Here is a 15,957-nt window from a genome sequence, read left to right as displayed (position 1 = left end):
TCAGCTTTTCCTTTATATTTTGTGGAAAAGCTGAATTTATATAGAATAATTATTCAATTATTATTCTCCATTTCGCCTTGTTCTTCTTTAAAGTATAAAAATGATTCTTCTTCTAATTCCGATAAACGTTCCTTATTTATTCCCATTGCAAATGCACCTGTAAATATAGTTTCCCACCATGTTTCTGTTTCTGTCATCTTCATTTCCTCCTTTAAATTCTCATTGTCCATTTGACCAATATATACCCTTTTCAGTTTTCACAATAAACTTGTATTGAGAAAATGAATCAAATATCATGCATCCAAAGTAATACTTATAGACTAATGAATTGAAAAGTGTAGAAAAGAATTTCTTACTACATAAAGAGTATTTCCACATTTCATATCTTTCATGTATTTTCTAATACAAATATATAAAAACCGTATTGCTAGTATCTTTCCTACACTCAAAAAGAATAGTATGATTCAGATTAGACAGTTGATTTATTTTTTTAATAAAGAAAAGGAGATGTTTTTTATGGATTTCACAACACAACAAATAATGGATTTAATTGAGGAACATCAAACATTTTTTTATTCAGGATTAACTAGAACTGCTAAGTTTAGAATAGATCAACTACAAAAGTTAAAAAACTCTATAAAAAAATATGAAAAAGAAGTTATTCAAGCACTTTATAAGGATTTGCGAAAAAGTGAATTTGAAGCATATACAACGGAGATTGGACTTGTCTATGACAATATATCTTATATGATGAAAAATCTTGAGAAATGGATGGAACCAAAGCAAGTCAAGACTCCTATAGCTTTACTGCCATCTAAAAGTTGGATTGTTAACGATTCGTACGGTACTGTTTTAATAATTGGGCCATTTAATTATCCGTTTCAATTAGTGATGGAACCACTTCTAGGAGCCATAATAGGAGGAAACTGTGCCATAATTAAACCTTCTGAAGCAACACCGCATACTTCTCAAATTGTTAAGAAAATAATTGAAGAAACATTCGAATCAGGATACATTCGAGTGATTGAAGGTGAAAAGGAAGTCACATCGTTATTAATCCATGCACCTTTTGACTTTATCTTTTTTACCGGAAGCGTTAAAGTCGGAAAAATTGTGATGAAAGCTGCTTCTGAACGTTTAACTCCAATAGCACTCGAACTTGGTGGGAAAAGTCCGGCAATTGTAGACCATACTGCTAATCTAGAAGTAGCAGCAAAACGTATTATATGGGGCAAGTTAATGAATGCAGGTCAAACATGTGTAGCACCAGACTATGTATTAGTTGAAGAAAAAGTTAAAGAGAAATTTGTTGGACTTTTAAAACAAACGATTCATAAATTTTTTAGTAATTCGATTCAGGAAAGTTTGGATTTAGGAAGAATTGTGAACGAAAGCCAGTTCGATCGTTTAAAAAAAATTCTCGAAATTGAAAAAGATCAAATTATATTTGGAGGGAATTCTGATAGAAATGATTTATATATTGAACCAACTTTATTAGATGGAATAAGTTTCTCAAGTCCATCAATGGAAGATGAAATTTTCGGGCCTTTATTACCAATTATTTCGTATTCGGATTTACCAACCATTATTCGAAAAATCCGTAAATTACCAAAACCTCTTTCTGCCTATTTTTTTAGTGAGAATGAAAGAGCTCAGAACTATTTTTTACAGGAATTTTCGTTTGGTGGGGGATGTATAAATGATACACTTTCACATGTCGGAAGTTCTTTCTTACCGTTTGGTGGTATTGGAAATTCTGGAACTCAATCTTATCATGGAGAAGCAAGCTTTACTTTATTCACTCATCAAAAGTCTATAATGAAAAAAAGTACAAAGCTACCAGTAAATCTTATATTTCCACCTTATAAAAACAAAGTGAAGCTTGTTAGAAGTCTTCTCAAGTAAATTATCTATTATCTATAATATAGAAAGTAGGAAGTATCAAACAAGATAAAGAGCCTCTCTTTCAACGTATGAACCGTTAAGCCGACTCGGCAGTACAAGTTTGTCCATGGTTTCGCTGGTTGTTTTTACACAGGAGTCTCGTACCTTTTTCTTCGATGTATTATGAAGTAATTAAATGGAAACAAGTAAATAATACTTTTATAAAACTCTTGGTTTCCATTTTCCACCTCATGTCTATATATGTGTCTAATACTAATTCATTTAGTTCTATAAGAAAATAATAATTTTTGGTAAGATATAGAGGTAAATAAAAGGAGGAAGTAAAGTGTCATTTACTTTTAATAAAGAAGAAACGGTTTTATTGTTAAAGCAATTAGTTGAAATTCCTAGTCCTTCTGGATATACAAAAGAAATTATGGACTTTATGGAGAAGATTTTATTAGATTTACAAGTATCTTATAAACGTACTAATAAAGGGGCTTTAATAGCTACAATTATTGGTAAAGATGATGTAAACCATCGTTTACTTACCGCCCATACGGACACTCTTGGGGCGATGGTAAAAGAAGTGAAATCAAGTGGAAGATTAAAACTTACAATGGTTGGTGGATTTAATTGGAATGCAGTAGAAGGCGAATATTGCACAATTCATACGGCTGACGGTAAAAAGATCAGAGGAACCATTCTTATGCATCAAACAACTGTGCATGTCTATAAAAATGCTAGTGGATTGGCAAGAGATGAGCAGAACATTGAGGTTCGTGTGGATGAAAAAGTAACGAATGCTGAGGGAACACGTTTGTTAGGAATAGAAGTTGGAGACTTTGTTTCTTTTGATCCTCGTTTTGAAGAAACAGAAACTGGTTTTATCAAATCTCGACATTTAGATGACAAAGCGAGTACTACTTTATTACTTCAATTAATTAAGTCAATAAAAGAAAATAGTATTGTTCTTCCAAATACAACACATTTCTATATTTCGAATAATGAGGAAATAGGCTACGGTGGTAACTCGAATGTTCCAGAACAAGTAGTAGAGTATATTGCAGTAGACATGGGTGCAATAGGAGACGGGCAAACATCCGACGAATATACAGTGTCTATCTGTGCGAAAGATTCATCTGGACCATACCATTACGAATTAACTCGTCAATTAGTGGAACTTGCAAAAGAAGAAAATATCGATTATAAGTTAGATATTTATCCATATTATGGTTCAGATGCTTCGGCTGCTATTCGCGCAGGTTACGATGTGAAACATGCATTATTTGGACCAGGAATAGAAGCTTCCCATGCATATGAACGGACGCATGTGGAATCATTAGAACAAACTGCAAAACTTTTATATGCTTATATAAACTCTAAAATGTTATAAGATATTAGAAAGGTTTTATAAAACATTAATAAATCTAGTTGAATCAGCAGCCGTTTCTGCGATTTATTTCGTTAGAAAACGGGAAGCTGGTTCTTTTTTTACTTGTATTTTAGTGCTCAAATCCATATGATAAAAAAGTAAATAAGAAGGAGATACAAAATAAATGGACTTAAATTTAACAGATGAAATATTAAAAAGAAGAACCTTTGCAATCATTTCCCATCCGGATGCTGGTAAAACAACTATTACAGAAAAGCTTTTATATTTTGGTGGAGCGATTCGTGACGCGGGAACAGTTAAAGGGAAAAAATCCGGGAAATTTGCCACATCGGATTGGATGGAAATAGAAAAGCAGCGTGGTATTTCGGTTACCTCTTCTGTCATGCAATTTGATTTTAACAATTGTCGTATAAATATATTAGATACTCCTGGGCATCAGGATTTTAGTGAAGACACGTATCGAACATTAATGGCAGTTGATAGTGCTGTTATGATTGTTGATGCGGCAAAAGGGATTGAAGCACAAACCTTAAAACTATTTAAAGTTTGTCGTATGAGAGGGATTCCGATTTTCACATTCATTAATAAACTTGACCGACAAGGTAAAGAACCATTGGAGCTAATGGAAGAGCTAGAAGAGGTTCTTGGCATTCAATCATATGCGATGAACTGGCCAATTGGTATGGGAAAAGAATTTTTAGGAATTTATGATCGCTACAATAAGCGGATTGAACAATTCCGAGTAGAAGAATCAGATAAATATCTTCCTTTAGATGAAAACGGCGAACTTGCAGTTGATCATTCCATGAAACAAACTTCGTATTACACACAAGCGATGGAAGATATTTTACTTTTAGATGAAGCTGGAAATGATTTTGATAAAGAAAAAGTACTTTCAGGAGATTTAACTCCTGTCTTCTTTGGTAGTGCGTTAACGAATTTTGGAGTGCAAACATTTTTAGAAACATATTTACAATTTGCACCTACGCCACAGTCTCGTAAAACCGATAATGAGGATGAAGTAAATCCATTGAATGAAGAATTCTCAGGGTTTATCTTTAAAATTCAAGCGAATATGAATCCGGCTCACCGTGATCGTATTGCTTTTGTCCGAATCGTATCTGGTAAATTTGAAAGAGGTATGAATATCACGCTTGCTCGTACTGGGAAAAATTTCAAAGTAACACAATCCACACAGTTTCTAGCAGATGATCGTGAGACGGTTGATGTAGCTGTCGCTGGAGATATAATTGGTCTATATGATGTAGGAAATTATCAAATTGGTGATACAGTCGTTGGAGGAAAGAAAGCATTTAATTATGAAAAGCTTCCTCAATTTACACCCGAACTTTTTGTAAAGGTAACAGCTAAAAACGTATTGAAGTCGAAGCACTTCCATAAAGGTATTCTTCAGTTAGTACAAGAAGGTGCTATTCAATACTACAAAACTCTTCATACAGAAGAAATAATTTTAGGTGCAGTTGGTCAACTTCAATTTGAAGTGTTTGAGCACCGTATGAAAAATGAATACAATGTTGATGTACGAATGGAGCCAATCGGTTCAAAAGTAGCTCGATGGATAGAAAATGAAGAAGAAGTAAAAGAATCGATGACTGGTCCAAGAAGTATGCTAGTGAGAGATCGTTACGATAATTATGTTTTCTTATTTGAGAATGAATTTGCAACAAGATGGTTCCAAGATAAGTATGAGCATATTAAATTATATAATCTTCTTTAAGATGAGTGACCGCCTTTAGTTAAGGTGGTCTTTTTTTAAAAAGATTAAGAAAATATATGGGATTATCGTCCTTCGAAACCAGTGTCATAGTACTTTAAAGAATTAAATAATACCGCGGATTTCCGTTTCAGGTGGACGCGTTCCGCGGGGTGAGCGATGAGCCATCACCCTCCGCATTCGCGTCGTTTGTGATCGCTCATCTGTCTTTAGAGGAACGAAGGCTAAGAGCGCCACATCGTGTGGCAACGCCTTCGTGACCAACATCCTGTTGGCCTCCAGCCGGAGTCGCCACCTTTCACTCCAATTCATTAAGTGAGTAGTACCGAATAAGAAGATTTAGCCCAGCTATCGCTAAAAGGATAGAAATAGTTAAGTAAACGTAGTGATCATGTCATCCTGTAATCGTTGTTGAATAAGAGATGCTATTGCATCCAGTATTCACAACGACTTGAAGTGCTTTCTGGTGTCTGTATTTAGTAGGATTTTCTATATGTTTTTACTTATTCACGTCCACAGTATATAGGAATAAGTGGGCAGATGATTAAAGTTGGTAGAACCTAAAAGAATAGATAGTATCCATTGATAAAGCAGTGCTGAGCGGACGAAATTGCATCTTCGTCCGCTTTTAAAAGAATAGGAAAGGATTTATTCTCTCATTATCCAAATTTTATGTACCTTGTCTCTGCAAATTTCAAGAGGGCGACGGACAAACATTCGCCATAAGATTACCGAAAAAAGAGGATCTGGAAGTGACGAAGTCACTTCCAGATCCTCCATAAAAGACTTCGTTAATAGTGTAGCCAATGTTTCGTCCAAAGCACTCTGGAAATAGTGAAGACTAAATGCACTTAAAGGACGCTTGCGCATTTCTTATGGAAAGGCAAACTCAAATGGAGAAAAATTGCCCTAAATCGCAAGATAGACTATGATCGCAAGGTAGTGCGACTAAATCGCAAGAACCATCAACGAATCTGAAGATTGTTCCGAATCGTAAGATCCCACACCCAAATCGCAAAATAGCTACTCCTCTTCACAAGATACTTATTTAAAAATTTGAACTCTTCGTTAATGGGGAATATGATAGTAATAGCAAATATAAAGGTGGTCCCCGAAAATGAAAATAAGTGATTTCTCCATAAAAAGGCCAGTATTCACCACAGTAATAATGTTTTTGATCATCATCCTCGGTGGTGTTTCATTTTTTAAAATTCCCATCACTTTAATACCAGACTTAAACCCTCCAATCGCAATAGTGGTTACAAGTTATCCTGGAGCGAATCCAATTGAAGTTAGTGAGAAAATTACGAAACCATTAGAAACTTCCTTAAGTACATTACCAGGAATAAAATCCATTAACAGCACTTCTCAAGAAGGGGCAAACTTTATATTATTGGAATTTGAATGGACCACGAATATGGATGAAATTGAATTAGATGTTATGCAGCGGATTGACATAACACCAATGCCAAACGGAGCGGCAAAACCACAGTTTTTAAAGTTTGATCCAGCTCAGTTTCCTGTAATTCAGTTGTCACTTAGCGGTTCAAAAGCTAATGAAGATATAAGATTAGTCGCAGAGAAATTAGAAAAAGAACTAATTAGCACAAAAGGAGTCGCTAGTGTAAATGTTTCCGGTAAGATTGTAGAAGAAGTGCAAATCCTTCTTAATCAGAATAAGTTAGAAGAAAAAGGATTAACGCAGAACGACATTGTACAACTAATACAAGCAAATAATATCTCACTTCCCGGGAATCCTATAGAAACAGAAGACAATAAAATGCTAACAACAAGAATAGTCAGCACACTTACAACTGTCGATGATATTAAAAATCTAGTTGTTACTGTTAATCCACTCAACGGTCAAAAGGTGACGATTGCAGACATTGCAACGGTTCGACTGACGGAACCAGAGCAGAATTCTGAAACTAGGGCAAATGGCAAACCTGCCGTTTTATTATCTGTTTTTCAAGAATCGAAAGCAAATACAGCCAATGTGTCAAAAGCATTTAAACAATCATTGGACGAGCTACTGTCAAAAAAAGAGTATAGCGGTGTAAAAGCGAATATATTATTTGACCAAGGGGATTATGTTCGATTGGCGATAAATAATATCGGAACAACGCTTTTAACTGGCGGGATTTTAGCGATGCTCATATTGTTTGTATTTTTAAAAGGGATTAAGAGTCCAATTATAATTGGGGTAGCTATTCCATATTCTGTAATAGTAACATTCGTATTGATGTTCTTTGCGGGATTTTCCTTAAATATAATGACACTTGGTGCATTAGCGCTTGGTATCGGAATGTTAGTTGATAATTCAATTGTTGTAATAGAAAACATTGAAAGGCATTTAGGGCTAGGTAAAAATCCTAGAGAAGCAGCTTATATTGGAACAAAAGAAGTTGTGGGAGCTATTACCGCCTCTACTTTAACTACGGTTGCTGTTTTCGTGCCTGTAATATTTCTCTCTGGCTTAATTGGACAGATTTTCACGGAATTTGCATTGACTATTTCGTTTAGTTTATTTGCTTCGTTAGTTGTGGCAATTACGGTAATTCCTATGATGGCTAGTAGAATGCTGAAGAAACCAAAAGGGGATTTGGAAGCAAGAAGACGACGTTCGAAAGCATATAATAATTTTGAAAGATCAGTTAGATGGTCATTGTCTCATCGTGCTTTAGTTCTTTCCATTACATTTATTTTATTAGCGATTTCAACGTTTGGTTTATTCCGCATCGGAACAGAATTTTTGCCAGCTACAGACGAGGGGTTTGTGACGATTGCAGTAAGGCTCGAAAATGGAGCATCTTTTGCAGCAACTGACAAAGTTGTTAAGAATATTGAGAAGGAATTGCAAAAAGAGAAAGATGTAGAAGTATATGTTAGTTTTGTTGGAGGAAACCAAGAAGGACAATCTAGAGGAACATCTAAGTCGAATATTGCAGAAATATCTGTAAAGCTAATTCCATTAGATAAGCGCAAACGATCTACTTTCACTTTTGTAGATGAAGTCCGACCAAAAGTAATTCAAGTAGCAGGAAAGAATGTAGAAGTAAATTTTAATATGCAGACGGCTGCAGGTTCATCACCGAACTCCTTATCGTTTACATTATCATCTGCAAGCAAAGATAATTTGAATAAAGCTGTAAATTCAGTTTCGAAACAAGTTGAAAAGATTAATGGCATCACAAGTATGAGAAATGATCTAACAGAAACTATCGATGAAGTACAAATGACTGTAAACAAAGATGCAGCAACAGAATATGGACTTGCTCCCATTCAGATTGCTCAAATGGTAAACAATGTGACGAGAGGTGTATTTGCTACCCAAATTATTTCTGAACAAGAAGAAGTATACGGGGTTTATGTGAAATATGATGAAGCTTACCGTAATAGTGTGGAACAACTGAAAAAATTGAAGTTAAGAACTCTTTCCGGTCAATATATTACATTACAAGATGTAGCTAACATCAAAATAGCAGAAGGTCCTTTAACGATTCGAAGAGTAAATCAAACTGGTGCCGTTACGTTCACACTAAAATATGGATCTCAATACTCTCTAGGTGAAATATCCGATTTGGTGGATGAAGCAATTGTCAAGGCTAAATTACCAGACAATGTTCTCATTTCTTTTGGAGGAGATAGAGAATTATTGGATAATGCAAAAAATGATATGATTTTAGCTGTATTATTAGCCATAGTTTTAGTATATATAGTAATGGCTGCACAATTTGAATCATATAAATATCCTTTCGTTATTATGTTCACTGTCCCCCTTATTACTATAGGAATTTTCATTGGTCTATTTTCAACAAATACACCTATAAGTATTTCTGCAGTAATCGGTATACTTATATTAGTCGGTATTGTTGTAAACAATGGGATAGTCCTAGTGGATTATATCAATCAACGAAAAGCATCTGGTATGGGATCTTATGAAGCGATAATAACCTCCGTAAGGGATCGCGTTCGTCCAATCCTAATGACGGCTCTAACGACCATTTTAGGACTAGTTCCGCTTGCACTAGGGATAGGAGAAGGAACCGAGATTAATCAACCGATGGGAATAACGGTAGTTGGAGGATTAATTAGTTCCACATTTTTGACTTTATATGTTGTCCCTGTTATTTACAGTTTATTTGATAAAGAAACAAGGAAAAAAGCTAGTTCCAATTAACTTTTCTGGGGGTAGCAAATCCTCTAGGGATTGCCGCCTTTTAGGGGAAATAAGAAAGTCAAGATGCTTTGCCCAATCAATGAAATGAAGTACTTTCTTTTGCTTATCTATAGAACAAATGGACAATGAAAAAATAGGTAGTATCGATTAATAGAATAGTGAAGCCACGGACGAAATCGTATCTTCGCCCGCTTTAAAAAGAGTAGGACAGGATAATATCTTTCATTATCCAAACCAAAAGCACCTTGACTTCAAATAATTTCAGAAGGCATGGACAAACATCCACCGCAAGATTACTGAAAAAATGAATCGTGAAGCAGTCACTTCACGATCCATACCTCTAACGATAATTGTGTAGGCAATGTTTTGTCCAAAGAACCCAGGAATTAGTTAAGCCAAGATGCACTTGTGCTTAAGAAGGATTTTCCCTAAGACAAATAAATAGTTCTACTTCTATAATTTTAATCAGTATGATATAATGAATAACATAATTAAATAGACTTTTGACATATGTCAAAGGGGAGTAGCTATAGGGAAACCTATTTCATAGTCGTCATTACATGGCTTTTGCCATCGGTTATGATAGTAATTATTCAATTGCTTAGCGAGACCTTTGCCTTTTTAAAGGCAAAGGTCTTTTTATATGCAAAAAGGAGGATATTAATGGAAGCAATTTTATTTCAGTATGGATGGGTATTACTTGTATTAGTCGGATTGGAAGGTTTACTTGCAGCAGATAATGCAGTAGTGATGGCTGTGATGGTAAAACACTTACCAAAGGATAAACAGAAAAAGGCATTATTCTATGGATTAGTGGGAGCTTTTATATTTAGGTTTTTGGCACTTTTTATGATCACATTCCTAGTGAATGTGTGGCAAGTACAGGCTCTAGGCGCAGCGTATTTGCTGTTTATTTCTTTAAAACATATTTATGATAAATCGAAAAATAAACAAGAAGCTCATCCTAATTTTGATGGGAAAACATCAAATGGATCAAGTTTTTGGTTTACTGTATTAAAAGTAGAGGTAGCTGATATCGCCTTTGCTATTGATTCGATGCTTGCTGCTGTAGCTATTGCGGTTACTTTGCCAGAGCTTGGTGAATTACATATTGGGGGAATAAATGGTGGGCAATTTGCAGTAATGTTCTTGGGAGGAGTAATTGGGCTAGTCATAATGCGTTTTGCTGCTCATAAATTTGTTCAATTGCTTGAAAAATATCCTTCATTAGAAACAGCTGCTTTCTTAATCGTAGGATGGGTTGGAGTAAAACTACTTGTTTTGACACTTTCACATCCAAAAGTTCATATATTAGATGAACATTTCCCACACTCAGCTCCTTGGGAGATTACGTTTTGGACGGTTCTATTAGGCATTGCACTTTTGGGTTATATTTTTGGTGTGGTATCAAACAAAAAAGTTTACAAATAGTATTTAAGTGGAAAAGCATAAAAGATAGATGGTTTTAGCTATCTTTTTATGCTTTTTTTTCTTACAATGAGGGAACAGTCTCTTCGTTCACCGAAAGGAAATTACTTCCATGATAAAAAAACGCCTTAAAACAAAATTAAATTCTACTCCAGCCCAAGCGATTGTGACTTATTATTTTATTGCAATCGCAATCTCAGTAATACTTCTTCGATTACCGGGTGTTCACAAGCCGGGAATTCATGTTAATTTTATTGATAGTTTATTTACGGCTGTAAGTGCTGTAAGTGTCACAGGGTTATCAACGGTTAATATTTCTGAAACATACAGCGTATTTGGATATTTTATGATAATACTCGTACTGCAATTAGGTGGTATTGGAATCATGGCTTTAGGTACGTTTGTTTGGCTAATTTCGGGTAAAAAAATTGGACTTCGTGAACGCCAACTGATAATGGTAGATTACAACCAATCCAGTATATCCGGAGTAGTAAACTTAATTAAAGAAATCGTAAAAATATTATTGCTACTTCAGGTAATAGGAGCGTCATTGTTGACCTTGTATTTTACCCAATATTACGATTCGTTCAAAGAAGCTTTGACACATGGTATTTTTACATCAGTATCTGCTACTACAAATGCGGGATTTGATATTACAGGAGATTCCTTAATTCCTTATCATCATGATTATTTTGTACAAATGATTACAATTTTTCTTATCATTTTTGGAGCTATTGGGTTCCCTGTTCTAATAGAAGTGAAAGAATTTCTATCGAATAAGAATAAAGGATTTCGTTTTTCTCTATTTACAAGACTTACAACACTAACTTATGCCATTCTTTTGGTCTTTGGCACCATAATGATTTATTTACTAGAAATGTTCTATTCATTTAAAGGAATGCCGTGGCATGAAAAATTCTTTACCGCTCTATTCCATTCGGTTTCTACACGTTCTGCAGGATTAACCACGATAGATGTTACACAGTTTCAGGAAGGTACTAACTTTTTAATGAGTGTACTCATGTTTATTGGCGCATCCCCAAGCTCAGTCGGTGGAGGAATTAGGACGACAACATTTGCTATTGCTGTATTATTTCTAATAAATTTTTCTAGAGGAAAAGATAGTGTGCAAATTTTTAATCGTGAAGTGCATTTAATCGACATATTTCGAGCATTTGCAGTGATCATTTTAGCATTTGCAATGGTATTTGCTGCTACTATATTATTATCAGTTACTGAAACAAATGTTCCAATTACTTCTTTAATCTTTGAAATAACATCAGCTTTCGGAACTTGTGGGATGTCTCTTGGAATAACGGAGGACCTGTCCAATACAGGAAAAGTAATTATTATGGTTCTAATGTTTATTGGGCGTGTAGGCTTAATTTCATTTTTATATTCATTAGGTGGGAAAAGTAATAAAACAAAATTCCGCTACCCTAAAGAGCGAGTTATTATTGGTTAAAAAAACCGAGCATAAAGTCCATCACTAGACTTTAAGCTCGATTTTACTTATAAGGACAGTTTTTACTATTCCTAGAACGCGCAATTCCCAATTATTCGAAAGCACTTTCCCTTAATATGAGTGGATAGAGCATTCTCTCTATCGAGGGGAAGCAATTTCTACTTATTTCTTTATATAAGAAAGATGGGGTGCATTGCTTTTTCCAAATGTAGTTAGTAAGTAGCCTTCTTTTTCTTGGATTATTCCTTTTTTGTAAGAATCTATACAAATGGAGATAGGTGTAATAAATGTTTGCTTATATAATTCACGTTCGTTCAATTGTAGGTTTGCAAACTCTACTCCTGCAATAGACGGATCACTTAATAGCTGTTTATAATGATACGATTGCTCTTCTTTATTCATATCATTTTCCCACCATGGTTTACGGGGCTGAAACTTTTGCTTGGATAAATAATCTAGTTTCATTACACTTTGAACAACTTCTAATGAGATGTTTTCTATATTTGCTAAGAAGGAATTTAATCTTATATATAAATCCTCTAATTGATGACCAATTTTCGACCAATTTCGTTCTTCCCAGAACGTTCCAAACTGTTGGAAAAAGTCGAATGGTGTATCGAATATGTGCTCGAATAAATACTCAAGTGTACGATCCATTCTGTGAGCATTCCAATATTTTTCTAATACATCTTCCACTTGTTTTATGCGAAGAATATCATCAAATGTTAATACATTATTAGAGAATATTTCATACGGTGCTTGATCCACATATACATAACCGTATTTTTCGGCCTCTACACGCAATCCAGTTCCTCTTAGTAATTTTAAAAAGCCAAGTTGTAATTCTTCTGGACGCATTTCAAATACTTCATTAAAAGTTCGTCTAAAGGAACTATAATCTTCTTCTGGTAGACCAGCGATTAAATCGAGATGCTGATCAATTTTTCCTCCACTTTTGACCATTGTCACAGTTCGTTTTAACTTCTCAAAATTTTGTCTACGTTTTACAAGTTCGTTGGTCAGATCATTTGTAGATTGAACACCAATTTCAAAACGGAATAGTCCTGCCGGAGCATTTTCATTTAAAAATTCTATTACTTCTGGTCGCATAATATCAGCAGTTATTTCAAATTGAAATACAACACCTGGTAAATGTTCATCAATTAAAAATTGAAACATCTCCATTGCATAACTTCTACTAATATTAAATGTTCGATCTACAAATTTTATCGTTTTCGCTCCGTTATTCATCAAAAAGCGAATGTCTTCTTTTACTTTATCTCTATTGAAATAACGTACTCCCACTTCGATGGAAGAGAGACAAAATTGACAGGAGAAAGGACAACCACGACTAGTTTCAATGTAAACGATACGTTTCGACAGATTAGGAATATCTTCGGCAAAACGGAAAGGTGTTGGTGATTCTCTTAAATCTAATTTTGGTGGTAGCGCATTTAGAATAAATTTGTCGTCTTGTACATATGCTACTCCAGGAACATCTTTTATGGATTGTTTTTTATGTAAGAAGTTTAATAACTCTTTAAAAGAATGTTCTCCTTCTCCAACAACAATATAATCTATCTCTTTGACTTGTTTTAACCATACATTTGTATCATAAGAAACTTCTGGTCCTCCTAAAATGATTGTTACAGAGGGATCTACAGTCTTTAGTATCTTTATGACCCTAATAGTTTCTTCGATATTCCAAATGTAACAGCTAAATCCTACAATATCAGGTTTTTTCTGATATAAGTCAGCAACAATATTAAAAGCTGGATCTTTTATTGTATATTCAGTAATGAGGGGGGAATATTCAGGTTCAGCATAGGCTTTTAGGCAGCGCAAAGCTAAATTTGTATGAATGTATTTTGCATTTAGTGTAGTTAGTATTATATTCATTTTTTAAACTCCTTTTTTACGTATATATATTGTAACAATGAATATAGTTGTCGACAATATAGGAAAATGGAATCATTTCTTTCTCAAAAAGGTTATGAAATAATCAGAATTAACAAACATTTGAATTAGTTGATGAAAAATTTAATCTATTATTTATTAATTGAGTTTTACTCCATTAATTATTTTTCTTTTTATGGAGATGGTTTTTCAATCGCAAGGAGAGGTTTGGTGGTATTGGTGCTAGCTGAGTACAAATATAAAAAAAAGTTTGAACATGTCTTTCAGTTTTATTCATCCGGGCTTATTTTCATCAATGAAAAAGGGATAATTTTAGAGGTTAATACTACTATAGAAGAAATGCTTCAAATAAGTAGAAGCGAATTATGTGGTATGAATGCTCTTCGACTATTAGAAAAGTTAAAGAAAAGTTTTGAGGATAAAAAAACTTTTATCCAAGCTTTACTTAGGGATGGAAAAGCTGAGCTTTTTAGTGAGATTCAAGATAACTTAGGTGAATTAAAGTATATACGAATTAGGGTATCTAAACAGAAAGATACTAAATTATATTTAACTGAGGTTCATGATGAATCGGAAAAGATGAGTATGAAAAAAAGATTAGATCATAGCGAATCACTTAGTACACTTGGGCAACTAGCAGCGAGCATTGCACATGAAATTCGTAATCCAATGACTTCCTTAAAGGGTTTTACTCAGCTGCTTTATAAAACAGCAAATGAGGACGGTAAAAGATACTTAGCAGTTATTAATGATGAATTACAGCGAATGGAAGAAATTTTAACAGAATTTTTACAAGTTTCAAAGCCGACAAATTATAAATTTTATAATTTTGAGATGAGGGACTTGATTCATGAAGTTGTTAATTTTATGGCACCCCAGGCTCTATTGAAAAATATCAATTTATCTATAAATTACGGAGTTACAAAGGAAAGCGAAATTTTAGGTGATCGGAACCAATTGAAACAAGTTTTTATAAATGCTATTAAAAATGCAATCGAAGCAATGCCGATGGGTGGTAATATTAATGTGAACATTTCTGAGGAAATAGACATACAAGATAATTCATTCTTATGTGTTTCCGTAGAAGATCACGGGTATGGAATAGAAGAAAAGAATTTAGAAAAAATTTTCAATCCTTTTTTTTCCACAAAAACAGGAGGGACAGGTCTTGGTTTACCACACATTTACAAAGTAATTGAATCACATGGTGGAACCATAGAAGTCGATAGTTCTGTTGGAAAAGGAACCGTTTTTAAATTTATTCTACCTAGTAAAGTACAAAATAAACCTATTTTGACAATTTGAATGTATGACCTATATAATAGTTGTTAATGTATTATATCTAGGTGAGGATGACGATAAATGTCAAATGAACAATCGAACGCTGCGTTAAAGTTATTTATTGTTTTATCAAGAGCACATAAAGTAATTCATGAAAGTACAAATTATTTTTTTCAAGAAAATGGACTAAATCCTACAGAATTCGCAGTTTTAGAACTTTTATATCATAAAGGAAAACAGCCACTTCAACAAATCGGTAATAAAATTTTATTAGCGAGCGGTTCTATTACCTATGTAGTAGACAAGTTAGAGGCTAGGGGCTATATTTGTAGAGTTTCAAGCGAGACAGATCGCCGTGTCACTTTTGCGGAAATTACAACAGCAGGTACTACTTTCATGAATGAACTTTTTCCTAGACATGAAGAGCAACTGGTTGAGCTAATGAGCGCCTTGTCCAATGAAGAAAAGCAAGTAGTAATTGAGTTAGTAAAGAAGCTTGGACTATCTATTAAAGATCTTTCAAGCTAATAAAACAAGCTTCCAACGCTGTTTTACGTTAGAAGCTTGTTTTATTATTTGTGAAGAAATCCGCTTTTAAAATTAGAAAAGTATTTTTCTCTCATTATCCCAACTAAACGCATCATGACCTCACAAATTCTAAGAGGGCGACG

The 15,957-nt window shown here is 34.2% G+C and carries 10 protein-coding genes and 1 riboswitch; of the genes, 8 read left to right on the top strand and 2 right to left on the bottom strand.

The annotated features are described in order from the left end of the window. Window positions 1–53 precede the first annotated feature (53 nt). Window positions 54–197: a hypothetical protein gene (locus ACTSKG_RS07150; protein ID WP_464757455.1), complete on the bottom strand. Its 144-nt coding sequence runs from the start codon at window positions 195–197 to the stop codon at window positions 54–56. A gap of 319 nt (window positions 198–516) precedes the next feature. Here ACTSKG_RS07150 and ACTSKG_RS07145 point away from each other — a divergent pair, with 319 nt between their 5' ends. The 6 genes from ACTSKG_RS07145 (at window position 517) to ACTSKG_RS07120 (ending at window position 12,088) form a co-directional block, all read left to right on the top strand. Beyond that, on the top strand, window positions 517–1,905 hold the full coding sequence (locus tag ACTSKG_RS07145) for an aldehyde dehydrogenase (RefSeq protein WP_464757454.1): 1,389 nt from the start codon (window positions 517–519) through the stop codon (window positions 1,903–1,905). A gap of 325 nt (window positions 1,906–2,230) precedes the next feature. Next, on the top strand, window positions 2,231–3,280 hold the full coding sequence (locus tag ACTSKG_RS07140) for a M42 family metallopeptidase (RefSeq protein WP_464757453.1): 1,050 nt from the start codon (window positions 2,231–2,233) through the stop codon (window positions 3,278–3,280). Window positions 3,281–3,443: 163 nt separating this feature from the next. Beyond that, on the top strand, window positions 3,444–5,018 hold the full coding sequence (locus ACTSKG_RS07135) for a peptide chain release factor 3 (RefSeq protein WP_464757452.1): 1,575 nt from the start codon (window positions 3,444–3,446) through the stop codon (window positions 5,016–5,018). 1,114 nt (window positions 5,019–6,132) lie between these two features. Then, a complete protein-coding gene (locus tag ACTSKG_RS07130) occupies window positions 6,133–9,195 on the top strand; it encodes an efflux RND transporter permease subunit (protein ID WP_464757451.1) in 3,063 nt (1,020 codons plus the stop codon). A gap of 506 nt (window positions 9,196–9,701) precedes the next feature. Next, window positions 9,702–9,798: riboswitch (yybP-ykoY riboswitch) on the top strand. Window positions 9,799–9,858: 60 nt separating this feature from the next. Continuing rightward, on the top strand, window positions 9,859–10,626 hold the full coding sequence (locus ACTSKG_RS07125) for a TerC family protein (protein WP_464757450.1): 768 nt from the start codon (window positions 9,859–9,861) through the stop codon (window positions 10,624–10,626). A 109-nt stretch (window positions 10,627–10,735) separates the two neighbouring features. Continuing rightward, the gene (locus tag ACTSKG_RS07120) at window positions 10,736–12,088 is read left to right on the top strand and encodes a TrkH family potassium uptake protein (protein ID WP_464757449.1); all 1,353 of its coding nucleotides are present in this window, start codon (window positions 10,736–10,738) and stop codon (window positions 12,086–12,088) included. Between the two features lie 162 nt (window positions 12,089–12,250). Here the strand turns inward: ACTSKG_RS07120 and ACTSKG_RS07115 are convergent, their stop codons facing one another. Next, the gene (locus ACTSKG_RS07115) at window positions 12,251–13,987 is read right to left on the bottom strand and encodes a B12-binding domain-containing radical SAM protein (RefSeq protein WP_464757448.1); all 1,737 of its coding nucleotides are present in this window, start codon (window positions 13,985–13,987) and stop codon (window positions 12,251–12,253) included. 228 nt (window positions 13,988–14,215) lie between these two features. Between ACTSKG_RS07115 and ACTSKG_RS07110 the strand changes: the two genes are divergently transcribed. Next, entirely contained in the window at window positions 14,216–15,310 is a 1,095-nt protein-coding gene (locus ACTSKG_RS07110) for an ATP-binding protein (RefSeq protein ID WP_464757447.1), read from the top strand. Window positions 15,311–15,367: 57 nt separating this feature from the next. Beyond that, the gene (locus ACTSKG_RS07105) at window positions 15,368–15,814 is read left to right on the top strand and encodes a MarR family winged helix-turn-helix transcriptional regulator (RefSeq protein WP_464757446.1); all 447 of its coding nucleotides are present in this window, start codon (window positions 15,368–15,370) and stop codon (window positions 15,812–15,814) included. Window positions 15,815–15,957 lie beyond the last annotated feature (143 nt).

It is taken from the genome of Psychrobacillus syltrankelensis (assembly GCF_055454035.1).
This window is presented reverse-complemented; position numbering and strand designations above follow the sequence as displayed.

What these genes read in the sequence shown, in the direction of transcription:
- ACTSKG_RS07150 (WP_464757455.1), bottom strand. Translation starts at nt 197, where the DNA reads ATGACAGAAACAGAAACATGGTGGGAAACTATATTTACAGGTGCATTT.
- ACTSKG_RS07145 (WP_464757454.1), top strand. Translation starts at nt 517, where the DNA reads ATGGATTTCACAACACAACAAATAATGGATTTAATTGAGGAACATCAA.
- ACTSKG_RS07135 (WP_464757452.1), top strand. Translation starts at nt 3,444, where the DNA reads ATGGACTTAAATTTAACAGATGAAATATTAAAAAGAAGAACCTTTGCA.
- ACTSKG_RS07130 (WP_464757451.1), top strand. Translation starts at nt 6,133, where the DNA reads ATGAAAATAAGTGATTTCTCCATAAAAAGGCCAGTATTCACCACAGTA.
- ACTSKG_RS07125 (WP_464757450.1), top strand. Translation starts at nt 9,859, where the DNA reads ATGGAAGCAATTTTATTTCAGTATGGATGGGTATTACTTGTATTAGTC.
- ACTSKG_RS07120 (WP_464757449.1), top strand. Translation starts at nt 10,736, where the DNA reads ATGATAAAAAAACGCCTTAAAACAAAATTAAATTCTACTCCAGCCCAA.
- ACTSKG_RS07115 (WP_464757448.1), bottom strand. Translation starts at nt 13,987, where the DNA reads ATGAATATAATACTAACTACACTAAATGCAAAATACATTCATACAAAT.
- ACTSKG_RS07105 (WP_464757446.1), top strand. Translation starts at nt 15,368, where the DNA reads ATGTCAAATGAACAATCGAACGCTGCGTTAAAGTTATTTATTGTTTTA.